The organism is Methylobacterium sp. 77 (genome assembly GCF_000372825.1).
Lineage (GTDB): Bacteria > Pseudomonadota > Alphaproteobacteria > Rhizobiales > Beijerinckiaceae > Methylobacterium.
The window spans coordinates 4,158,011-4,179,890 of sequence record NZ_KB910516.1 but is presented as its reverse complement, the minus strand read 5'-3'; the positions used below and the strand labels follow the sequence as shown (position 1 = coordinate 4,179,890).

Annotated in this window: 16 protein-coding genes and 1 pseudogene; 7 read left to right on the top strand and 10 right to left on the bottom strand. The window is 67.1% G+C overall.

The window, feature by feature from the left end; all coding sequences use genetic code 11:
- Window positions 1-93: 93 nt before the first annotated feature.
- A complete protein-coding gene (locus tag A3OK_RS0119825; protein WP_026597454.1) occupies window positions 94-735 on the bottom strand; it encodes a TlpA disulfide reductase family protein in 642 nt (213 codons plus the stop codon).
- 54 nt (window positions 736-789) lie between these two features.
- Here A3OK_RS0119825 and argH point away from each other — a divergent pair, with 54 nt between their 5' ends.
- From argH to A3OK_RS0119810, 3 genes are all read left to right on the top strand, one after another.
- Window positions 790-2,187 (top strand): argininosuccinate lyase, encoded by a 1,398-nt coding sequence (gene argH, locus A3OK_RS0119820; RefSeq protein ID WP_019906635.1) that lies wholly within the window; start codon window positions 790-792, stop codon window positions 2,185-2,187.
- 98 nt (window positions 2,188-2,285) lie between these two features.
- Window positions 2,286-2,627, top strand: coding sequence for a hypothetical protein (locus tag A3OK_RS0119815; protein WP_019906634.1), 342 nt, complete (start codon window positions 2,286-2,288; stop codon window positions 2,625-2,627).
- Window positions 2,628-2,965: 338 nt separating this feature from the next.
- Window positions 2,966-3,634, top strand: coding sequence for a hypothetical protein (locus A3OK_RS0119810; protein ID WP_019906633.1), 669 nt, complete (start codon window positions 2,966-2,968; stop codon window positions 3,632-3,634).
- A gap of 51 nt (window positions 3,635-3,685) precedes the next feature.
- Here A3OK_RS0119810 and A3OK_RS0119805 read toward each other — a convergent pair whose 3' ends face one another.
- Both A3OK_RS0119805 and A3OK_RS24410 read right to left on the bottom strand, forming a co-directional pair.
- Window positions 3,686-4,261: a sigma-70 family RNA polymerase sigma factor gene (locus tag A3OK_RS0119805; RefSeq protein WP_019906632.1), complete on the bottom strand. Its 576-nt coding sequence runs from the start codon at window positions 4,259-4,261 to the stop codon at window positions 3,686-3,688.
- Entirely contained in the window at window positions 4,261-4,401 is a 141-nt protein-coding gene (locus tag A3OK_RS24410) for a NepR family anti-sigma factor (RefSeq protein ID WP_196805455.1), read from the bottom strand. The genes A3OK_RS0119805 and A3OK_RS24410 overlap by 1 nt, the downstream gene beginning before the upstream one ends.
- A gap of 819 nt (window positions 4,402-5,220) precedes the next feature.
- Here A3OK_RS24410 and A3OK_RS0119790 point away from each other — a divergent pair.
- Window positions 5,221-6,384 (top strand): hypothetical protein, encoded by a 1,164-nt coding sequence (locus tag A3OK_RS0119790; protein ID WP_019906629.1) that lies wholly within the window; start codon window positions 5,221-5,223, stop codon window positions 6,382-6,384.
- A 49-nt stretch (window positions 6,385-6,433) separates the two neighbouring features.
- On the opposite strand, the gene bcsN is transcribed toward A3OK_RS0119790, so the two are convergent.
- The 7 genes from bcsN to A3OK_RS0119755 all read right to left on the bottom strand — a co-directional run bounded on the left by bcsN (window position 6,434) and on the right by A3OK_RS0119755 (window position 19,608).
- A complete protein-coding gene (gene bcsN / locus A3OK_RS0119785; RefSeq protein WP_019906628.1) occupies window positions 6,434-7,405 on the bottom strand; it encodes a cellulose biosynthesis protein BcsN in 972 nt (323 codons plus the stop codon).
- Window positions 7,402-9,459 (bottom strand): hypothetical protein, encoded by a 2,058-nt coding sequence (locus A3OK_RS0119780; RefSeq protein ID WP_019906627.1) that lies wholly within the window; start codon window positions 9,457-9,459, stop codon window positions 7,402-7,404. The genes bcsN and A3OK_RS0119780 overlap by 4 nt, the downstream gene beginning before the upstream one ends.
- Window positions 9,444-10,625, bottom strand: a complete 1,182-nt coding sequence (locus tag A3OK_RS0119775; RefSeq protein WP_019906626.1) for a glycosyl hydrolase family 8 — start codon at window positions 10,623-10,625, stop codon at window positions 9,444-9,446. Before A3OK_RS0119775 ends, A3OK_RS0119780 begins: the two co-directional genes overlap by 16 nt.
- Window positions 10,622-13,168, bottom strand: coding sequence for a cellulose biosynthesis cyclic di-GMP-binding regulatory protein BcsB (locus A3OK_RS0119770; protein ID WP_036303207.1), 2,547 nt, complete (start codon window positions 13,166-13,168; stop codon window positions 10,622-10,624). The genes A3OK_RS0119775 and A3OK_RS0119770 overlap by 4 nt, the downstream gene beginning before the upstream one ends.
- Before the next feature lie 11 nt (window positions 13,169-13,179).
- Window positions 13,180-15,630, bottom strand: coding sequence for a UDP-forming cellulose synthase catalytic subunit (gene bcsA, locus A3OK_RS23135; RefSeq protein ID WP_280791126.1), 2,451 nt, complete (start codon window positions 15,628-15,630; stop codon window positions 13,180-13,182).
- A 297-nt stretch (window positions 15,631-15,927) separates the two neighbouring features.
- Entirely contained in the window at window positions 15,928-16,677 is a 750-nt protein-coding gene (gene bcsS / locus A3OK_RS0119760; protein ID WP_019906624.1) for a cellulose biosynthesis protein BcsS, read from the bottom strand.
- Window positions 16,678-17,025: 348 nt separating this feature from the next.
- Entirely contained in the window at window positions 17,026-19,608 is a 2,583-nt protein-coding gene (locus tag A3OK_RS0119755) for a response regulator (protein WP_019906623.1), read from the bottom strand.
- 407 nt (window positions 19,609-20,015) lie between these two features.
- Here A3OK_RS0119755 and A3OK_RS0119745 point away from each other — a divergent pair, with 407 nt between their 5' ends.
- The 3 genes and pseudogenes from A3OK_RS0119745 (at window position 20,016) to A3OK_RS24195 (ending at window position 21,781) form a co-directional block, all read left to right on the top strand.
- Window positions 20,016-20,573, top strand: a complete 558-nt coding sequence (locus A3OK_RS0119745; protein WP_026597451.1) for a TetR/AcrR family transcriptional regulator — start codon at window positions 20,016-20,018, stop codon at window positions 20,571-20,573.
- 77 nt (window positions 20,574-20,650) lie between these two features.
- A pseudogene (locus A3OK_RS24405) lies at window positions 20,651-20,774 on the top strand (IS5/IS1182 family transposase); the annotation flags it as partial.
- A 200-nt stretch (window positions 20,775-20,974) separates the two neighbouring features.
- Window positions 20,975-21,781, top strand: a complete 807-nt coding sequence (locus A3OK_RS24195; protein ID WP_155912079.1) for a hypothetical protein — start codon at window positions 20,975-20,977, stop codon at window positions 21,779-21,781.
- Window positions 21,782-21,880 lie beyond the last annotated feature (99 nt).

Below are 21,880 nucleotides of genomic sequence, written 5' to 3'. Positions count from 1 at the left end.
ATTAAGATTTGGTGACGCCGGTCGCGATGCCCAACTGGGCTCGACACTCGGCACGTCTTACGCCGGATCGGCCGGCCGGGATCGCCTGTCGGATCAGTCGCGGTGGAGAGCCGCCCGTATCAGCCGCTTGGCGTCCTCACTGCTCCAATCGGCCGGTCCCTTCATGACACCAAGGATGCAGCCCTTGGCACTCACCAGCATCGTCGTGGGCAGGCCGAGCGACCCCGTCGCCTTCTGCATCGCCGGCAGCACCCGCCCACCGGGATCGGCAAAATAGGCGAGGTTGGCGATGCCGTTATCCTTCAGCCATTGCGGTGGCCTGTCGAGGTTGCGCGTGTCGACGTTGATCGCGGCGACGGTGAAATCCTGTCCCCCGAGCGTCCCCGCGAGCCGGTCGAGAGCCGGCATCTCGGCCTTGCACGGCGCGCACCACGTTGCCCACAGGTTCACCAGCACGAGGCGGCCCTGGAGCTGGGCGAGCGTCTGGTCGGTGCCGTCCGGCCCCTTGAACACGAGGTCCGGAGCCGGGCGCGGAACCTTGGCGGTTTCCATGGCGGCCACCTCGCCGCGAGCATGGGGGGCGATGCGCGTGATCGTCTCGACCGCACCGAGGCACGGCGCGGCGACCGCCTCGCTGTTGCCGCCGGTCGGACGCGTCCCGTATACGGCGAGACCGCCCGCGATCAGGACGGCGCCGATGGCTGCCGCAGCCAGGGTCGCCTTGGCTCCGGGCATCATCGTTGCGTCGCCCGACGGGTGGATGGGGCGACCGAGAGGAACAGTGTCGACATGAGCAACCGGATGTGGGGCGGGCGCTTCGCGAGCGGCCCCGCCGAGATCATGGAGGAGATCAACGCCTCCATCGGATTCGACAAGCGCCTCGCACCCCAGGACATCCGCGGCTCACTGGCGCATGTGGCGATGCTGGGCAAGGCAGGCATCCTGCCGTCCGCCGATGTGGCCGCGATCGAGGACGGTCTCAAGGCCGTGCGCGAAGAAATCGAAGCCGGGGGCTTCGTATTCAAGCGCGAGCTCGAGGACATCCACATGTCCGTCGAGAGCCGGCTCACCGAAATCGTCGGCCCTGCCGCCGGGCGCTTGCATACCGCCCGGTCACGCAACGACCAGGTTGCTACCGACATGAAGCTGTGGGTGCGCGACACCCTCGACAGCCTCGACGAGCAGGCCGCCGGGCTTCAGAGCGCGCTCGCCGAGAAGGCCCTGGCCCATGCCGGCACGGTGATGCCGGGCTTCACCCACCTGCAATCGGCCCAGCCCGTCACATTCGGTCACCATTGCCTCGCCTATGTCGAGATGCTGGCCCGCGACCGTGGCCGCTTTCGCGATGCCCGTGCGCGGCTCAACGAATGCCCGCTCGGTGCGGCCGCCCTTGCCGGCACCTCCTTCCCCATCGACCGTCACGCCACGGCCGCCGCCCTCGGCTTCGACCGGCCGACCGCGAACTCTCTCGACTCGGTGGCCGACCGCGACTTCGCCCTGGAATCCCTCTCCGCCGCCTCGATCTGCGCCGTCCACCTCTCGCGCTTCGCCGAGGAACTGGTGGTGTGGACCTCGGCCCAGTTCAACTTCGTCAAGCTGTCCGACGGCTACACCACCGGCTCGTCGATCATGCCGCAGAAGCGCAACCCGGACGCGGCCGAACTCGTGCGCGCCAAATCCGGCCGCGTCATCGGCGCGCTCACCGGCCTGCTGATCGTCATGAAAGGCCTTCCGCTCGCTTATTCGAAGGACATGCAGGAGGACAAGGAGGGCACGTTCGACGCGCTCCAGGCGCTCTCCCTCTGCCTCGCGGCGATGACCGGCATGGTCCGCGACCTGGAGCCCAACGCCGAATTGCTCGCCCGCGCCGCCGGCTCGGGCTATGCCACGGCGACGGACCTCGCCGATTGGCTGGTGCGCGAACTCGGTCTGCCCTTCCGCGAAGCGCATCACGTCACCGGCCGTCTCGTCGGCGCCGCCTCCGCCAAGGGTATCGGGTTGGAGGAATTGTCGTTGTCCGAGATGCAGGAGTCGGAGCCGCGGATCACAGATGCGGTCTATGCAGTGCTCGGGGTGGAGAATTCGGTCTCCAGCCGCACCAGCTATGGCGGAACTGCCCCTGACAATGTGAAGGCGCAGGCCAAGCGCTGGCTGAACCTGCTCGGTACCTCACCCGTAACCTCGTGATTCACAGGGCAACAAAAAAGCTCGGCCGGAGCGGGTGCGTTCACGGCCAAGCTATGTGATCCTCAGTAAAGCTCGGACAAAGCACGCCGGAGATGCCGATGCCCGTCGAGAGTTGGATAAAACCCGAAGATACACCCGCCCTCGCGGCACACGCCACCAGTCTGATCGATTCCGTCCTGTCCCGCCTGCCGGAAGCGGACCGAATGGCGTTTTGGGCGTCGATCCGCAAATGCTACAATACGCCCTACAACGACCCGACACCTCGGGCTTTGCCCGTCCGAGATGGGATGGAAGCCTCCGCCACCAAACCTCATACGGCAGCATCCATTGCCGATTTGGCACCGACCGGCATTGCTCTCGCCGAGCCGCCGCAGGTCGAGATGGCGGTGGGCGCCATCCTCGCCGGGGCAATGCTAGCTCCTGACGCACACCCGGCCTGAAACGACCGCGCGCCGGCTTTCCGAAGAGCTGTCTGCGCTCACGATATTTCCGACCATCGGCCTGGATTTCTACGGCATCGTCCCGGCTACGGGTATCCGGGACGATGCCGTAGCTGGGATGATAGCGCATCATTCTGTCCGGAAACCGGCTCCCATTTTTCGGGATGACGCTCTCATCCGAAACAGTGGGCCTGTTCCTTATGATGTCCCGCCGCAATTCCGGACAATTTGGCAGCATTTGTCGACACCACGACGATCGCTGCAGAACCGCACCTCGCGGCGCCAGTCTGCAGCGAGCGCCATGGGGCGGCCTTTCCGTATTCGAGAACCTGAACACGATGCTGAACCCTGTCCGCCGCACTCTTCTCCTCGCCGCCACGGCCGCCTACCTCTCGACTTTCGGCCCGGTGCCTTTCACCGGCAACTCACCGGCTCTCGCGCAGCAGGAAACGAGTGCTGAGCCGGATTCACCGGCCACGTCGCGGAAACGCGGACGGGAAAGGAAGAAGGCGGTGAGCGCGCCGGGCATGCAGCAGGCGACACCGGTCGCCATCTTCGGGGATTGGAACGTCTTCGCCAACGGCCAGGGAAAGACCCGCACCTGCTACGCCATCGCCCAGCCCCAGGCCCGCTCGCCCAAGACGCTGAAGCGCGACACCGCTTATCTGTTCGTCACCATCCGCAAGGCCGACAACGTCCAAAACGAAGTGGCGGTGATGTTCGGCTTCTTCCCTAAACTAGCAAGTAGTCAGACCAAGGCTACCACGACGTCATCCGCGACTGACCCCATGATAAGTATTGGCAATTCGCAATATGGGCTTCTCGTGAAAGACAAGAACGCGTGGTTAAAAGAACCTGCAGACGAGAGTCGACTGGTTGCGGAGATGGCGCGTTTACCGAAGCTGCAGATCAAAACTGTTTCAATGCCTGGCAACCCCACCAACGACGAATACGCGCTGGCGGGGTTCGGCGACGCGATGAAGCGAGCGCGCGAGGAGTGCAAGTAAGCGACGTCGCTTCGACGGACCGGCTCGGCGATCGGCGATCTCCGCCGCCGGTCAGGCGCTGCCGAGCGCGGCTCGCGTGAAGGCATCGGCCCCGATATCGTCGGTGCCGTTCATGCCTAGCGTCTCGATCAACCGGCCACGGGCGCGGCTCACCCGGCTCTTCATGGTGCCGACAGCGACGCCGCAGATCTCGGCGGCCTCCTCGTAGGTGAAACTCTGCGCGCCGACGAGGACGAGAGCCTCGCGCTGGCTCAGGGGCAAGAGGTCGAGGGCGGCCTGGAACTCGCGCATCTCCACGCGGATCTCCTGCTCTGGCAGACTGGTCAGCCGCCCGGCCAGGGCTCCATCGGCATCCTCCACCTCACGCTTACGCTTGCGCTGTTCGGAATAGAACAGGTTCCGCAGGATGGTGAACAGCCACGCCGTCAGGTTCGTGCCGCGGGCAAAGCTGTCCGCCTTGGTCCAGGCCCTCACCAGCGTGTCCTGAACGAGGTCATCGCTGCGATCGAGATCGTAGGTCAGCGAGTAGGCGAAGGCCCTGAGGGCCGGGATCGCGCCGAGCAGGAGGTCGCGCATCTCGGCATCGGCGCCCGACGGCGTTCCGATGGGACGAAGGACGGCATTCATCATGAGGTCTCCCGCGCAGCAGGCTGGTCCGATAATTCGGCGAGGAGTGCCTCGAACCGGTCGGGTAACGGCAGATCCAGGACGTTGCCGTAGAGGATGCGGAGGTTTCGTCCGATCCGACGCCGGGTCTCTCGGTCCATGCCGGCTCGGTCCATGCCGGCTCGGGTGCGATCCGCGCAGACACCGGCGATTGCCCTGGCCTCGGAACAAGAGCCCGCGTCACCGGAATCAGGAGAGTGGGATTCTCGGCTTTCCGCGTTCGGCAGTTCGAAACGGCCGTGGATATCGCTGGCATCGCTCGTCATGGCTCTCCACCGTTATGTCGGTGTCGGTGCTAGCGGCGAGCGATTTAACGCGTTCTGAAAGATGTATTCAGGAAACCTTAATCCAGCGAATGAAGTGCCACGCCAACAAATACGGCTTGCACGCAAATATCGATACACGCACTCCGACAACAAGCTGAACCGTTGACGGACGCTACACTTCCGAATCTGGACAGCGGCTGAACGAAAACGGAGGCTTTGCCGGACGTAGCGGAAGCGACTGCCGATCGAACCGCGCGGCAGCGCGAAAAGTCGGGTGGTTCTGGCGCCGTTCTGGAAGGCTTCGGATGGCTGATCCCGTTCCCGGGAACAGGGCTTGAATATGAAATCAGGACGCCCGATTCATTCCCGACATTGCCCCATCGTGCGGCGCATAAGGCTGCCCGTACGTTGCGGAACCTGCATCTCCTCAGATCACCGCCCCTCCTTCCGCAGGGGATGTCCGATGCCGATGATCCAGTCGCTCCCGAGCGATGCGATCCGCTGGCTCAGTTGGTTGCCCTGAAGGCTGCGGATTTTCGCCCTCGTCACGGGGGGAGGACGCCGGAAAATTACGCGATCCGGGCGGGATGGGTCGCCGATCCGGTCCGACTGGCCCATAAGGCGAGACGAATTGCCGAGCCACGAGGACTTGCCTTGACCGTCACCCAGCTGACCCACCACGACCTCGACGGCTACGGCGCGTCGACCATCGTCGGGGCCTTCCTCGACGTGGCGCGGATCGTCCACATCCCGCGCTATGCGGATGTCGGCCCGGTGGTCGATGCCGAGTTGAAGCGGCTCAGCCGGGCTCAGGCACCCGAATGCCTGATCATGACGGATCTTGGCCTGGAGGCCGTCGCCGTGACCTTCATCACCCGTTTCGTGGCGATGAACCAGCGCAGGGACGAGGCGGTACGGCATCGACTGATCGTGCTCGATCACCATGCCTCGTCACTCGATCAGCTCCGCGAGCAGGGCCTCGTCCTCGTGCCAGTGGCGGAGATTTCCGGCCTGACGCGGGTCGAGCTTCCCGACCCAAATGTCGTCGTGCTCATCGACGAGGACCGCTGCGCGACCCGCCTCGCCTACGAGCACCGCAGCCTCTACGCCTCACGGGAAGTCGAGGGCGAGACGGCCGACGAACTCCAGGCCCTCGTCGAGGCCGTCGATGCCCTCGATCTGTGGAAGAAGGAGCGCCCGACCTTCCGGGGCGGCCTCGCCCTCGACGAGATCTTCTGGGACAACGTCGCGACCCTGATACCTGTGGGCCATCCCTGGCACGACCGCTTCATCAGCGCGTTGCTGCGGGCCGTGTCGGCGCTGTTGCGTGAAGGAGCCTCGCCCGCCCGCGTCGAGGCGGAGATCGCTGGAACTCGGCGGCGCCTCGTTGATGCGCTCCTGGCCGACGAGCCTCAGGACGATCCGGCATTGACCACCCGTATGCGGATGGCCCGTGCCCTGGCCCGGTCGGATGCGCTGTTCCATCGTCTTTCGGATGGCACGTTCCTGTCCTTCGGCCTCGATTCCGGCATGTTCCAGCGGGTGTCCGACCTCGTCATGGAAAGCGGCAGGGCCACCCGTGTCGTCAACGTCCAGCGCACGGGGTCATTGTCGTTCCGTTCGAACGACGAGACGGCCCTGGATGGTGCGCGACGATTCCGTGGCGGCGGCCACAAGGACGCGGCCGGCGGCAAGCTGAGTGCCGGTTCGGCCTTCTCTCTGGCCGATGCCGTGGCCCAGGTCGAGCCGGTGCTCAACCCGCCGCAGCCCGATCCGGCGGCCAGCCCCTTCGCCGCGCTCAAGGCCTGGAAAGCGTGAGTGACCGGCGGGATGGCAGATAACGATATTCCGTAACGTTGACAATGCGTTACGGTGGCGGTCGATAGGCCCTGAGAGGCAGGTCCTGCGACAGGCGTTCGTCCGTCTCGGGATTCCTCTGAGCAGGCTTGGGCACAGCGACGGGCGCTGCCGGCGCCGCATTGGGAATGGGATCGGTGATGTAGCGCGGCGTCCCCGGCTGACCGGCCGGCAGGGGCACCGTGATGCCTGTGGCGGGCGGCGGCGGTAGGGTCGGGACGCTCCGGTCCGCCACGGGCTCGGGCGGGGAGCGCCGGTCGCGTGCGCTCGGCCTCTCCATGGCCCCGGGCGCCTGCGCCGGTTTCGCCGCTTCCTTCGCGATAGGGGCGGATGGACGCTCGCGCCGTGCCCTCGCCGGTGGCGAAATCGACTGACGCGAGCGGCCTTCGCCACCCCCGGCTCCGACCGAGATCCGCATACGCTCGACCCCGGCCACGAGGTCGGCCAGCGTCGCGGACGCAGTCCGGCATAAGCTGACCCGAAGTGACGCCGCTCGCTCGGTGCTCGCGCCGAAGAGGCTGCCTGGATCAGTCCGCCCGCCAAGGCGTGGAGCGAGGTCGATCCATTGCCAAGCGTAGAGGCAGTTGCTTCCGAGAGCGATGCCCACGGGACCGTATGCGTTCCGTTTGGGTATTGTAGAGACGCGCATAGCTTCGCCGGGGAAGCGTGTCGCGAGTTCCGCGGCGATTCCCAATCGCGTCGGCTTTGCCAAGGAGAGCGCCGAGCCGAAGCGCCCCCCCATCTCGGTGCCTGTGCGAACGCTGATTTCCGCGTAGTTGCGCGTGCCGCCGGCATAGGTGATGCGCTGAGCGTAGCCGTCGCGAAACGAGGTCTGCGCCACGTTCGTACCGCGGCCCGCCTCGGGGATGTCGATCGCGGCCTCGCCGGATTGCGCCCCGGCCGCGAGCGTCGACGACAGCAGGATCAAGGCGACGAAAACGCCCGATTTCGGGGCGCGTATCGACCGATTGAGGTTGATCATGGACGTTGCATCGGGCTCGTCGCGGCGTCGGGCCCATCGTAGCCGCGATTGACGGCCTGGGAACCGGGCAAGGTGAAGCGATCCGTCTCGGACGGCCCCCGTTCCTGCACGCCACGGCTCCGGGCGGCCTGCTGCGTTCGCCAGAGGGTGCCCTCCCCCGGCTCCGACTGGACGGTCGGCCGTTCGGAGCCGTCGTATCCCGGCAGCAGGTTGTAGCCGTAGCGCTCGTAGGGCATCGGCCCCGCTCCGGGGACCCGGCGCGCCACGAGGGGGACCGGTTTCGAGGCGGACGGTTCCGCCAGGAAGGCGCCGTCCTGGCGATCGGACGCGATCCTCGCGAGCGACGGGGGGGCGTAGCGCAGGGCGTTCTCGGACGGGACCGCGAGGGGGAACTCGTTCCGCTGGATCGGCAGGGGCTTCACCTGAGCATCGCCCGACGGATCGGGTTTGGGGACCCGACCATAAGCGGCAGCGTTCCGGGCGAGGGCGGAGGGGGCGGGATTGGCGGGAGCGCCGGGTGCCGGACGCGCGGCCTGGGGCGGGGCGGCGTCCGCCGAGGCGGCGCAAGCGAGGGGCGGTCCGGCCGGTCCCTCGCGGAACAGCAGATCCACCACCTTCGGGAACAGCCCGTCATAGCGGTTGACGATGGTCAGGTAGTCGCGCGTCCGCTTGAGGCGCTGCAGCGACAGAGCGTAGCCGGTCAGGGCGGATTCGCCCGGAAGCCAGGCGGCGGCGTGCTGAAACCATTCCAGCGCGGCGTCGAACTGGCACGAATTGTAGGCGTACCAGCCAAGCGCTTCGGCACCCTCCCCCGACGCCGTGGCCAGGGTCACCTTGGCATAGCGGCTGATCCGGTCGAGATCGATGAAACTCGGATTGGCCTGGGTGAGCTTGCGGCCCATCAGGTCGATGAACAGGATGCTGTTGCCGACATACTTGTCGCGCCAGGCATAGGCCACCTCCTCGGCCTCGCGCAGCATCCCGAGTTCGCGCAGAGTATGGGCGAGGCCGTGGGCGATCATGGCGTCGCCGCCGCGGCTGATGGCGAGCTTGAACCAGTCGAGGGCCGCCCGGAACTGGCGGTGATTGTAGCTGTACCAGCCGAGCAGGCCGGTCTGGCTCGGTTCGCCGGAGCTGCGGGCATAGGCCTGAAAGGCGGCCATCTCCGCCGGGCTCGGCTCCTGCGCCGGCTCGCCGTGAAGGTCGGCGACGATGCGGGCGCGGGTGATGTCGTTGGCGATCCCACGGAACTCCGAGGCGCCCTCCGGATCGGTACGCCCCATGGCGATGAGCTTCTCCGCCAGGGTCATCGGCAGGTTCGCCATCGCCTTCTGGATCGTGGCGAGGCGCGCGCCGGCATCGTTGCTGGTGTCGAGCACGGATTTGTAGAGCCCGAACGCTTCGGCGGCTCCGCCCTCGCCCGCCAGGGCTTCCGCCGTCGTCCAGTAGCTCTCCACGTCGCTGGGATCGAGCGCGGTGGGATCGGCCCGGTAGAGGGCCACCACCTCCGTGTTCTTCCGCGCCGAGGCGAAGGTCTTCAGGCGGCTGCGGAAGCTGGCGCGCAGGAGCTTGCGGGCCAACTCGTCGGAGGGGCGCCAGTTCGGGTCCGCCGCGCGCCGCGCCGCGATCGCCGCATCGAGGTCGTCGAAACGCCCGGCGGTGAACAGGTCCCAGAGCGGCGCCTCCTCGGGCGGACTCGGCTGAAGCGTGTCGAGGTCTGTGGGCTCGGTCCAGCCCGGATAGAGATGCTTCAGCCGGGCCGCCTCGGCCTTCATCCGCACCGTCTGCTTCTGCGACGCGTAGTATCGAAGGGCGCTCTCGTCGACCATGCCGGCGGCAGCGGAGCTGCCGGGCGCGGCGATGATCGCGGGCGCGCGGGCCGTCTCGTCCGGGTTCTCGGCCTGCCCCGCGGCCGGGATGACGAGATAGAGCCCGACGAGGGAGACGCCGCCAAGCAGCGTGAGCCGCTTGGCGCGACCCATCGGTGACTTTGCTTGCGCCGTCGACGTCGCGGTCACCGGCCGTCCCGATCCGCGGATCACCGTGCCTGACATGACAGGTTCCTCATCTGCAGCGCCACCATCGCCAGGAGGTGCAGCGTGGTCGGGTAGTAGTTCTCCCCCGCCTGCGGTCGTCCGAACCCGTCCGGCAGCGGCGTGCCGCGCCGGTCGCACAGAAGCAGGGCCGACAGGGCGGTGTAGCCGCTCTCGCTCAGGGACTCGACCGTCCGACCATCGGCGGTATCGACGATGGGCAGCCGCTCGCGGTCGGGGCCGGACCACAGGGCGACGAAGGGCTCGTAATCGCTCGGGCGCCCGATCCCCGCCCAGACCAGATAGAGCGGGATGCGGATGGCATTGTAGGAATAGAGCGGCGGGAATCCGTCAGCCGGCCGCGGCTCGTCGCCCTTCAGGGAGATCCATTCGGTCGGCAGTTTCGACGGGCCGAAGCGGGACCGGCGAAGGAGGTTGAGGCCGCTATTGGTCAGGGCCGCCCAATCGAATTCGGGGGCGACGGCGGGCAGGCGGGCGAAGGCCGGGAAAACCCAGTACGACAGGTTGATCAGCGGTCCGTCCGCCCGCTCGGCGGCGGAGAAACCGGAGACCGCCGGCAGCAGCAGGGCGCCGTTCCTGTCCTTGAACAGGATGGCCTTGCGCGCGATCTCCACGGCGATCCGCCGCGCGGCCACCCGGTAGGAGGCCTCGTCCCAGGCCTCGGCCGCCTCGGTGAGGGCCCAGGCGACCAGGATATCCCCGTCGGAGGCGTTGTTCAGGTCTGCGATAGCCGGCCGTTTGGCGGGCTCCCAGCGCCACGCCATCAGCGCGTCGGAACGGACCATCAGGTTGGCGCGGGTCCATCCCCACAGCCGTTCGAAGGTGGCCCGGTCATTGGCCGCCACGGCGAGGAGCATGCCGTAGCCCTGCCCTTCGCTATGGCTGATCATGCCGTTGGCGGTGTCCACCACGCGGCCCTGCTCGGTGACGAAGCGGGACCGGTAGGCGCGCCAGACCTCGGGATTCTTGAGGGAATCGACCAGGGCCGCGACCTTGGAGGCTCCGGGCATGGCGTCTCCTCTCGGGGTGGGAGCGGCGGGGATCGCGGTGGAGGGCGGAACCGGCGAGGTGCCGTCCTGTGCCCGCGCGGGAGCGATCCAGGCGCTCGCGAGGGCCAGCACGACGCCGAGAGAGAGGCCGACGAAGGGAGGTAGGCCGCGGGTCATCCGTTCCTCCGGCCGATATTGCGGACGAGCGACGACGTCGTCAGGCCGAGGAGCAGGGCGAAGCCGAGGGTCAGCGCCACGTAGATCGCCGGGTTCATCGAGAGCCAGCCGGCGGTGACGAGGCGGATGTTGGACAAGGAGCGGGTCTTCGTCTCGACGAAGTCGACCTGCCGGGGCGCCACCGTTTCGAGGGAGCCGTCCGAGGCATCGAGGAACGCGAAGCGTCCGTCGATCCGCGCCCAGACCGCAGGATCGACGAGGCAGGCCGTCGACGCCTTGAGAAGCAGGGCGTTGGGGGCGGTCACCACCGTGACCGATCCGTCGAACCCGTCCTGTGCCGCCGCCTTGGTGGGAAAGCCCTGCGCCATGAGCAGGCTGGCGCCGGGGGGCACCGCGATGGTGGCGGACGAGGGCTTGGCCGCGTCGAACCAGGTGCGGGGATCGCCGACGAGGGTGGAGACCACGGCCCCGGCTCGCTCGACGGTGCCGGCCGCCGCCTCCACGAAGGGATGGCGGGCGCGCAGGGTCTCGTCCCACTTGGTCACGAGATCGCCATCCGACAGCTTGGCCTCGGCGCCGCGCCGGGTCTCTCCGGGAGCGGCGGCGGAGGGGCTCGGGACGGCTGCGCGCATGGTGAGTTCGGGCAGGCTGCAGCGCTGCGGCAGATTGCGACGAAGCCGGTCCAGGGTCGGCGCCGGCACCGAGCCGGATTGACCGGGCGCGCGCGTGGTTTCCGCCCGCGCCTGCCAGATCGTCCTGATCTGGTCCGGGTCGAGTCCCAGCCCCGACAGGGTCGAGGGTGACAGCGACCGCACAGGGCCGACGACGAGGGTCGGCCCGGAGGCACCGCCCTGCATGTCGCCGGCGAGCTCGAAATCGATCATCCGACCGGCGGCCACCGCGAGCCGGGCGGCGAGGGTCGTGGCGGCGGCGACGGTGTCCTTGTCGAGGCTCGGCAGCACCAGGCGCGGACGGCGCTCGCCCTTCACGAAGGCGAGGGCTCCGCTCGTGGTCGCGGCGAGATCGGGGATCCTGGCCGCGCGCGCGAGCGTGGGGATCGACAGGCTGGCGCGATCGAGGATCAGGAAGCGCTCCCGCTTCGAATCCGTGGCGTTGAGGCCGCAGGTCTCGTCGGCGGGAGCCGGGACCTGGGCCATGATCGCGACCCGGTTGAGGCCCGGACGCCAGCGGGCGAGCGGCAGCGGGATGGTGTTGTTCTCGAAGACCTCGCCGCGCGTCTGCGCCAGCGGCACGCTGGCGGCGTTGCTGCCGTTGAGATCGACGAGGATGCGGGCTTCCGAGGTCAGGCCGGCCGCGTAGGCGCCCGCCAGGTTCAGCATGACCTTGCCGTAATCGGCGGGCAGGAAGTCGGACGGAAGATAGACGTCGAAATCGGTGCGCAGCAGCCGCCCGGAAAATTCCCGCGTCGAGACGCCGAGGCTCTTGAGCGAGACCGTTTCGTCACCCTCGAGGATGATGCCGCGCGCCAGGGCCGCCGCCTTCAGGCCGGTCGCGGTTCCATAGGTCTCGCCACCCCGCGCCAGGGCGGCGATGGCATCCTCGATCTCACCGTAGCTGGTGCCGCTGACGACGAGGGTCGGTGCCTTGTCCGCACGCGGCGGCAGGACCAGCAACCTCGGGCCGCCGGTGGGGCCGATCCCTTCGAGATCGGGCATCTCCCGCAATTCCGCCGCCGTCCCGACGATGAGGTTGAGGCCGGCCCGGCCCGACATCGGCGGGCCGAACTCGACCACGGGCTGGGCGATGCGGCCGATCAGGCCCAGAGCCTCCACGGCGTGGATCATGCGCTCGAGCCGGGGAAGGTTCGGCTTGTCGGACGTGACGACCCGGACCGGCAGGGCGCCGCTATCATCCGGCTCGAGGGCGGGAAGGTCCTTGAGTTCGAGATTGGCGGCGGCGACCGGGGCGACCACGAGGCCCGAGCGCGACGGATCGATCTGCGTCCAGAGTTCGTACGTGGCGTTCAGCGAGCAATCGACGCGGTGGCGCTGGCTCGCGGACAGCGAGACCGCGTTGTAGCCGAGCTTGAGGTTACCCTCGGGAATCTCGAACTCCACCACCTTCACCGCGCCGGGCGCCTGGATGCTGGTGCGGCCGATCACCGTGCCGTTGACGCTCACCATCAGCTCGGAGGCTTCCGGCGCCACCGAAATGGCCGAGAGGTAGGAGATGCGCAGGCGCTGGCGCCCGCGCGTCTGCGCTTCCGTCAGGTAGACGGGCAGGCTCAAGCTCGCCTCCTCGCCCTCCATGCGGAACCCATCGGTGGTCGCCGGCAGGCGCCGCGCCGAAGCGATCCTGGCGACGGGTGTGTCGCGCCTGGCCTCGGCCGGAGGGGCCGTGGGACGGGCCGGCACCGGCTGCTGGGCGTCCGGCCGGCGCAGGGCGTCGCCGACGGGGGGAACCGAGAAGCGCTCGGCCGGCCCCGATCCGAGGAAGCTCTGGGCCTGGCTGCCGGGCGCCGGCAGGATCAGGCCGAGGGCGGTGAGGCACGAGAGGGCGGTGAGGACGCGAACGGACTGCATGGTCACCTCCTTCACGTCCGCACCAGCGGGTCGTGCGATCCGCGGTTCGACGGCTTGCCGGAGCCTTCGAGAAGGCGGTCGTTCTCGAATTCGAGCATCAGGCGGACCCAGTCCGTCGCCGATTCGTTGCCGGGGATACGGGCCGGGGCCTGACGCACGACGAGGGGATTGTCGGAGGGAGCGGATGGCGCGGCGCGCGTCTCCTCGTGCGCGCCGGAGCGCGCCGGGCCCGGCGTCAGCAGGGGCTGCCTCGCCCCCTGTTTCGGCAGGATCGAGGCCGGCTTCGCGGCGGCATCCCGCGCCGTGGCGTGCCCGGCCTTGAAGGCGTAGCTCGCCGCGCGGAACGGCTCGATCAGCCCCCACCACATCAACTGGAGCGTGCCGGAGACGATGTTCTTGTGCCGGCGGCGGCTCTGCTGGAAGCGCAGGAGCGCGCCGGCATCGCCGTACATCAGGCTCGCCAGTGCCCCGTAGCCCTTGGGATCGAGGGGCTGGAACTGCAGGACGACCACCGTCTCGTCCCCGGCTTGCGAGATGCCGCCGATCTCCACCGGCAGCGGGACCTGGACGGGGGCACCGTCGAACGGAACCACCGAGAGCTGGCCCGTGCGGTGCGCCGTCCCGGCTCCCGGCGGCAGGCCTTCGGCGCCGAAGCGGATCGTGCAGCCCTGCGCCGAGGCGCGCTCGATCACCACGTCGAGGGCGCGTCCGCCGAGGACGAGGCGGCCGCGCCGGTCGATGGCGAGCGACGGGCTCGCCTCGGTGGTCCGGCGCTCGGCCACCACGCCGAGGGCCGCGCCGGCCGTGAGCAGGTTGAAGAAGTTCCACAGGCCGACCACCAGCATCAGGTTGGTGACGCCGGGCTCGAGCAGGTAGCGGTACAGGGCGGTGCCGCAGCCGATCAGCAGGATGAAGTAGACCGCGAAATAGGGCCACGCCATCGGCGAGAGGTGGTCCTGGTCGAGGGCGGCGCCCTTGGCCGTGACGTTGAACGTCGGCTTGCGCGGCGAGGTCACCACCGAGACGATGGCGCGGATCAGATAGAGGCCCTGCACGTATTCGTACAGCTCGGAGACGAACGGCCAGCGGAACTTGCCGTAGACATAGTTCTGCATCATCAGGTTGATGACGATGTAGGTCGCGGTATAGGCAATCGACTCGTCGACGCTCGCGACGAAAATCTTCAGGTCGAAGAAGATGTGCAGCAGCGGCGCGAACATGAAGATCATGCGCGGCACCGGGAAGAACCAGAAGGTCATGCTCGACAGGTAGGCGAGCTTCTGGATCGGATGCAGCCCGCGCTTGAACAGCGGGTTCTTGAGCATCATGATCTGGAACATGCCCTGGCACCAGCGCGAGCGCTGGCCGATGAAGGCCACCAGCGTGTCGGGCTGCAGGCCGGCGATCAGCGGCGTGTCCACATAGATGCTGTTCCAGCCGCGGGAATGCAGCTCGAAGGCGGTCTCGCAATCCTCCGTGATGGTGACGCCGGAGAATCCGCCGGCCTCGTCCAGGGCGCGCCGGCGCAGGAGTGCGGCCGAACCGCAGAAGAACGACCCGTTCCACTTGTCGAGGCCGCGCTGCGTCACCGAGTAGAACATCTCGTTCTCGGAGGGCATGCGGTCGAAGGTGCGCAGGTTGCGCTCGATCGGGTCGGGGTTGAGGAAGGCGTGCGGGGTCTGGACCAGGAACAGGCGCGGATCGGCGGCGAAATGGCCGATCGTCTCGCGCAGGAACGAGCGGAACGGCACGTGGTCGGCATCGAGCACGACGATGATCTCGCCCTGCGAATGCTTGAGGCCGTTATTGAGGTTACCGGCCTTGGCGTGCTGGTTGCGCGACCGTGTCAGGTAGGTGACGCCGAGCGACTGGCACAGGGATTGGAGTTCCATCCGCCGCCGCATCGCGGCCTGCGCGGCGTCCGGGTCGGGATCGGCACATTTCTGATCGGTGCCGCCATCGTCGAGCAACCAGACGCGGAGCCTGTCGGCCGGGTAGTCGATGAGCTTGGCCGCCGACAGGGTGGTCGAGAGGATCCCCGCATCCTCGTTGTAGCTCGGCACGAAGATGTCGACGGTGGGCAGGTCCTCGGGCGGTCCCATCGGCGGCGTCGCGCGCCGCAGGGGATCGGCATTGATGATCAGGCTGATGAAGAGGATGAAGACGCAGTAGAGCTCGCCGAGCAGCAGAACGAGACCGAACCCGAAACTCACCGGATCGGAGGGGGATGGGAGCGTATTCGTGACGCGCCAGAACATGTAGCGCAGTACCACGAGGCTCCCGAGCGCCAGGAAGATGAACCTCGCCGGCGGGTTGTCGAAGAAGACCCACAGGGCGATCATCGCCGCCATGGCGCAGAGGCTCATCGCAAGCTGATCCTGCGTGCTGATCGGCTGGCTCAGCAGAGCGAGGACGATGACCGCAGACATCATCCACACGGTCCAGCGCAATGCAGATCTCACGTCGAGTATCCCTATGGGGACCGGCAATCGGTCAGCGCAATCAAGTCTCGCGAAGTCACCCGAGGCGACCGTGGCGTGGGATGCCGAACTTGGAAGCATCCGACGAGACACGGCCGCGCGAGGCACGGCGCATAACGGTTACGTTGCGATTCTCCTGCCACGTTCAAAATCGAGAAATCGCGTTGTAATTGTGTCGTTTTGAATGGAATCGGTCCGCTGCGGCGTCGTTGCCGGAGCCAATGTTGCACAGCACCAAAATGAAACGGAATGTGCCCGGTTTCAGAACGCGGCCGGGTGTCAGAACGCGGCCCTGGCCTCCACGCTCGAATAGTAGCCGCTGCCCTGGATGCGGTCCTTCACGTAGCCGACACCGACGGCCATCTTGATCGGGCCAATGGAGAAGCCGCTGACATGGGCACCGATCCGGTACTGGCTGAAGAAGTTGTCGCCGAGGACCATCGCTTCGGGTCCGACATAGACTCCATCGGCGACCATGTAGCCGACGCGGAAGCGCGTGTAATAGGCGTTGAACTGCGTCGAATAGGATCCGTAAGCCGAGACCATCGTGTTTTCCGTCGGCCGGGCATAGAAATTCGCGCCGAATTTCGCGCCGACACCCGTGCCGACCACGGGATTGTCCGGGTCGAGAATCGAGAGCTGGTTGCTCCGGACGTTGAAGCCGACGAAGCCGGCGAGGGCTGCGTCGCGCCAGATCCACTCGTAGCCGGCGCTGAGGGCCGCCTCCTCCTGGTAACCGGTGACCCGCTGGGCGACGCCCTGACCGGGATAGCTGTAGGTTCCGGCCACCGCCTCGACGCGGATGCGCGGGCCGCTCTGGAGCAGGGTGCCTTCCGTCGCGAACGTCCCCGTGAGGGAGCCGAAGGCCGAGCTGTTCGAGGTGACCGATGCGGAGGCGTCCACGGCCGTGGTCCAGGCATCGTCCCGGACGACCGGTTCGGCGCCGGTATACCAATCCGCCGCCTGAGCCGGCGCTCCGCCGAGGAACGCGGGCACGAGCACAGCGGTAAGACCTGCGAAGCGCTTCATAGCGGCACGACCCTGTTGTCCCGACGCGCCCGGATGCATCCCTCAATGGGTACCGTTACCACCGACGCAATTTCTTTTATGTTCCATCAACGTTAATCGACGCCTAACGGCACGCTCGACGCTGAGGAGAGAGTGTAAGCTTGCGCTCGACTTATGGTGTCGGATTTCGCTCGCCGCCCCGGCAAGACGGCACTGCCGAAGACTGGCATCCGTGGGGTCGAGATCCGGGAGCGATGTCGACGCCCCCATCGGCCGGCCCAGGCGGAGCCTGCCGGGTGACGGTGCCCGCGGCGAACGATGGGGGAGCGGAGACCGGGAACGGTGCCCCCTGTCCCCTGTCCCCTGCCCTCAGGCCGCTTCCGCCGTGTCCTTCCGGCCCGCCTCGCGCATGATGGCGGCGAGATCGGGATACCGGAACGGCTTCTCGATATGCAGGAAGGCGCGGGCGCTGACCGGCATCTGGCCGCCCGGGCTCGCGAGGACGACCCGGATGTGGGGATGGCGCTGGGTCATGGTCGCCGCCAGCTGGAGCCCGCTCACCACGGGCATGGCCCAGTCGGTGATCATCGCATCGTAATTCGCCGCTTCGTCGAGAAGCGCCAGCGCGTGCTCGGCCGAGCCGGCCTGGATCACCGCGTGACCGAGATCGGCGAGGGCATCGGCGAAGCTCTGGCGCACGAGGCTGTCGCTGTCGACGAGAAGCACGCGAAGGGGAAGCGTCGGGGCGCCTCCCTCGGACGCAGCACTCCTCGATGCGGCCTCGCCCGCCGGGAGCCAAAGTTCGGCGAGGAAGCCGGTGCCGCCACTGCCATCCGCCAGGAGCCGGAACCCGCCGCCGACCTGCATGAGCAGGGCCGCCACCGCCTTGGTCGCCTCGCTGTCGCCCGAAGGCATCACCGCGGCATGGCGGGCGGGCGTTCCGCTGGCGAGGACGATCCGCACGTAGCGGCCGGGGGCAAGCGCGATGCCCTCTCCGGCCGACAGCGTCTTCTCGTCGGCACCGATGGCGAAGCCTTCGGACCCGATGTCGCGGACATGGAAGGCGAGGTTGAGGAGGACGGCCTCAAGGACCTTTTCGCTGCACAGCACCTTGGCCAATCCCGGCCGTATCCGGGTCTCGACCGAGGTCTGGTGCAGCACGTTGGCGCCGAGGAACGGGACGAAGGCGGCGAGAGTCACGGCCACGTCGGTTTCCTGCAGGCCGGTATCGTCCCGGCGAACGAAATTGACGAGGCGCCGGGTCAGGCTCGATCCGCGCTGGGCGCCCGCCAAGGCGGCATCGACGAGGCGCATCTGATCGGGACGGATTTCGTGACGCCGCTGAAGCGTGCCGAGACTGGCGATGACCACGGTCAGAACGTTGTTGAAGTCGTGGATCACCCCATCGACGACCTTGCGCAGGACGGTGCCACTGCGGGCTTCCCCGGCGGCGTCGCTCTCCCGGCGGCGGGGCTCGATCGGCGAGGCGCCGCCATCGATGCCGGACGCACCGACGACGTCCGCGTCGAGGCCATTCCCGTGACCAGCCTCGTCCCGGCCCGCCTCGCCGGCGAATTCCCGGCTCAACGCATGCAGCATCGCGGGCTTGCCCGCCGAGTTGTCGCCCTCGGCGCGGATGAAGCGAACAAAGAGACGCCGTTGGCCATCCTGCGCCAACGTCCCGGTGGTGCGCAGAACGACGTCGTGCGGACCCGCCTCGTCCAAGGCCGCCTGCATCGTGAAGGCCATGAGGTCGCGGTCTTCCGGGGCGATCCCGTCCGTCAGATCGGTGAGAGCCACGGCGCGGTCGGAGACGGCATTGGTGGAGCGCGTGGCCGGATCGGTCCAGGTGACGCTCCCCGCCTCCATGTCGATGTCCCAGTAGGTCCAGCCCGACATCGCCTCGAAGGTGCGGAAGCGCTCGCGACTGCGCGACAGCGCCGAGCGCGTCTCCTGAAGCGCGCGGACGCCGCTTCGCTCGCGGGCGGCGAGACGCTCCGCGTGATCCTGCAGCTCGGCGATGCGCGAGGGCGCCGAGAGGCCCGGTTCCTTGTCGCCGATGAGCTTGAGCCGCCGCACGAAGCGGCCGGCGAAGATCCAGCCCGCGCAGGCCGCCAGGATACAGACGGCCAGCCACGTCGCCGTGGTTCTGCCATCGGGCAGGAACGCCTCGATATTCCGCGACAGACCGGAATTCGGGCTCCGGGCCACGGCGAGCCAGCCCGAGGGGGCGAGGTCGCGATAGCCCGCGCTCGGCGTCACCTGTTCCACGAACTCGCGACCGCCCGCCGAGTGCTGAGCCAGGAGACCCGAACCGGATCGGGCATCGGGACCGAGCACGGCGAGGCCGGTCGCACCATTCGCGACCGGAGATGTCCCGAGCACCCTGTCCCGGATGTCGCCGAGCCACGCCTCGTTCAGACGCGCGACGAGAACGTCCTCGCTTCCGAACGCCGATCCGGGGACCGGCAGGGCGATGTCGAAGACGGTCTGGCCGTCCGCCCCCGCCGACGGCACGGCGACGATGGAGCGGGAGGCCTTGGCCCGGAGGAACCAGGAACGGCCGGACACGTCCCGGCCGAAGCCGAGGTCGTTGCCGGCGACCTTCACGCGGCCATTCGCGGCCACGAGGTTGAGTTCGGAATAATCGGGACGCGATCCGAGCCAGGCGCTCACGATCGTCTGCAGTTCATCCGCATCGAGGCCGCGAGACGTCTGCTTCAGGGCGATCGAGAGGGTCTTGAGATCCTGGACGACGTCGTACACGCCACGATCGACGGCAGCGGCGAAGCGCTGGGAGGCCTGGGTGGTGTCGAGCGGCCGGCGGGCGTCGTTCCGGCTCAGGCTGAGATTCGTCAGGCTGCCGCAGACGAGGACAACGAGCGCAGACGTTCCCGCCACCGCGGCGGACAGCGATTTCAGGGACATCAGGCTCAAGCTGAGCGTCTTCATCTCATCTCACGCTGATCGTTCTCGACATCGTCGCGAGGCGGAATTTCGCATCGCAGCGACAGATTCAATCACACCGATCAGCGTTAAAATTTCCTTACGTTCTGCCGGTAAGGCGTTCTCGCCGTTGACGAGATTTCACGAGCGGACACCATGGAAAAGCGACGCCGGGCCCTGCCGGCGACCCGTCGATCCGCGCAAGCCCGTCTGGGACAGTCTGCCGACGACACGCGTCATCTTGATCATTCGGGCCGTGGCCGCGGATCGATCCGAGAATCCGGCCGCGTCCATCGCTCCGCCTTGCCGCGGCGGCGCGATCCCGGCCAAGACGGGCCAGAGAGATCACGGGGCCCCTTTTGCATGGCGCTCGACATCTATAGATTAGGGGTCGAATGCAGGAGGACCGGACGGTGCCGAAGGTTTCGCAGGCGCAGGCCAAACTGAACCGGGAACGGGTCGTGGAAGTCGCCGCCGCCCTGTTCCGGGAGCGCGGCCTGCATGGTGTCAGCGTCGCCGACATCATGGCCTCGGCGGGGCTGACGCATGGCGGCTTCTACGGCCAGTTCGCCAGCAAGGAGGCGCTTGCGGTCGAAGCGTTCGACCTGGCGGCCAACCAGAACTGGCGGCCCGACGAACTCGACGGATGGATGGCCCAATACCTGTCCCTCGCCCATGTCCGAAACCCCGCCTTCGGTTGTCCGCTGGCATCGCTGGCCAACGACGTCTCGCGGGAGGCTCCCGGTAGTCCGGTACGATCGCGGTTCCTCAAGGGTGTCCGAGACCTGATCGACCGCGTCGCCGACCATTTCCCGATGGGACCGGCCAAACGGCGCCGACAGCGCGCCCTGACCACACTGTCGATCCTGGTCGGCACCGTCGCCCTGGCCAGGGCCATCGACGACGACCCGCTCCGGGAGGAGATGCTCGAGGCCGCCCGCGCGGCCCTCGCCTCGGGCAAGTTGGGATAGGCCCAGAACTCATACAACCCATTGCTGTCGCTTGCGTTTACTTCCTGATTCGAGACTTCAGGCGCAGCAAGATCGCGCTGGCACGACCGTTACGGCCCTCGGATGAGGCTTGGGCTCGGACCAAGCCACGCTTGCCTCACGGCCTACCCCGAGGTCGATGACAGGCGGGTCATCAGCGGTATCCTGCACGTCCTGAAGGTCCGGCGCCGCATCGCTCGACGCAAGACCGGTCAAGTGTGAGTCCGCCGGCGGATGCGTGACCAGTTCGCTCATCAGGATCGCTTTTTTCAGAGCCCCAACGAGAAGTGGTATTGTCTTGAGCCTTTGTTTGTTTTTTCGGACGTATCACCTTCTACAAACATCTGATTGCATCAGCGAACAGCAACCTTTGGATCATACCATTGAGCCCCATCGGATCAGCATCGCCCTACCAGACCAGCCGCTCCATCAATTCCAATAGAGCAGGCTCTGACTTAGCCGACACGCGCACGTCCGATGCCCGAGGCTCCGATGGCGACGGCGTCAATACCGTGCAGCAGAACTCCGGACTCAAGCAGGCCGGTTCTGCGGCTCCATCCTCGACCTTTACAGTCATTCTACAAGGTCAGACCGTTACTTTTACCTGGGATGCCGTAGGGACCGCAGCCGATTTGAAGGTCATCAATGTTCCCGAGCTTCCTGAAGATCAATATAAATTTTATATCAGACAAACACGGCAAATTATTGAAGCGAATACGCTCTATCTTCAACGCATGTACACCGATCGGTCTTCCCCCATGGCATTCCCCGTCGGACGCACTCCGGCAACCCAACCGTATGCGACGGTGGTCGTCGGCGGCAGGGTTGTTGCGACGATCGATAACCAAGGCGTCGTCGGATCGGATAACGACCTCGGCGAAAGGCTTCGGAACAGTCTGTCAGGAGAGACCAACGGGACGAACGGCCCCGATGTGGCACAAGCTCGCGCAGACAGAATTGCCAAGATGTTGGGTGGACGCGTCGTGAAGGCCGACACTGCGATCACGCAGAGTACGTTCAATGCACTTCCACCGATCGAGGATCAGCGACCAAAGGTCGATGACGAGGCGATGAAAAGGGACCCGCTGTATCAGCAGCTACAGAGCGTTTATGCCAAGCTTGAGCAGACCATCAAATCGAGAAAGGAATACCTGGCATCGCGGACAGATGGGGTGTTATTTGACGCATGAAAACCTTTCGGGAAAGCCGAGGGATCATGCGTTCGAGTTGGTGGTGTCACTGACGGGTGATCATCGGCGGTCGCCAGGTAGGGTCGGATCGCGCCAGGA

Excerpts from the sequence above, each read along its gene's own strand:
- A3OK_RS0119755 (WP_019906623.1), bottom strand. The coding sequence starts at position 19,608 with ATGAAGACGCTCAGCTTGAGCCTGATGTCCCTGAAATCGCTGTCCGCC.
- A3OK_RS0119825 (WP_026597454.1), bottom strand. The coding sequence starts at position 735 with ATGCCCGGAGCCAAGGCGACCCTGGCTGCGGCAGCCATCGGCGCCGTC.
- A3OK_RS0119810 (WP_019906633.1), top strand. The coding sequence starts at position 2,966 with ATGCTGAACCCTGTCCGCCGCACTCTTCTCCTCGCCGCCACGGCCGCC.
- argH (WP_019906635.1), top strand. The coding sequence starts at position 790 with ATGAGCAACCGGATGTGGGGCGGGCGCTTCGCGAGCGGCCCCGCCGAG.
- bcsS (WP_019906624.1), bottom strand. The coding sequence starts at position 16,677 with ATGAAGCGCTTCGCAGGTCTTACCGCTGTGCTCGTGCCCGCGTTCCTC.
- A3OK_RS24410 (WP_196805455.1), bottom strand. The coding sequence starts at position 4,401 with ATGGACCGAGAGACCCGGCGTCGGATCGGACGAAACCTCCGCATCCTC.
- A3OK_RS0119770 (WP_036303207.1), bottom strand. The coding sequence starts at position 13,168 with ATGCAGTCCGTTCGCGTCCTCACCGCCCTCTCGTGCCTCACCGCCCTC.
- A3OK_RS0119775 (WP_019906626.1), bottom strand. The coding sequence starts at position 10,625 with ATGACCCGCGGCCTACCTCCCTTCGTCGGCCTCTCTCTCGGCGTCGTG.
- bcsN (WP_019906628.1), bottom strand. The coding sequence starts at position 7,405 with ATGATCAACCTCAATCGGTCGATACGCGCCCCGAAATCGGGCGTTTTC.
- A3OK_RS0119780 (WP_019906627.1), bottom strand. The coding sequence starts at position 9,459 with ATGTCAGGCACGGTGATCCGCGGATCGGGACGGCCGGTGACCGCGACG.
- A3OK_RS0119805 (WP_019906632.1), bottom strand. The coding sequence starts at position 4,261 with ATGAATGCCGTCCTTCGTCCCATCGGAACGCCGTCGGGCGCCGATGCC.
- A3OK_RS0119815 (WP_019906634.1), top strand. The coding sequence starts at position 2,286 with ATGCCCGTCGAGAGTTGGATAAAACCCGAAGATACACCCGCCCTCGCG.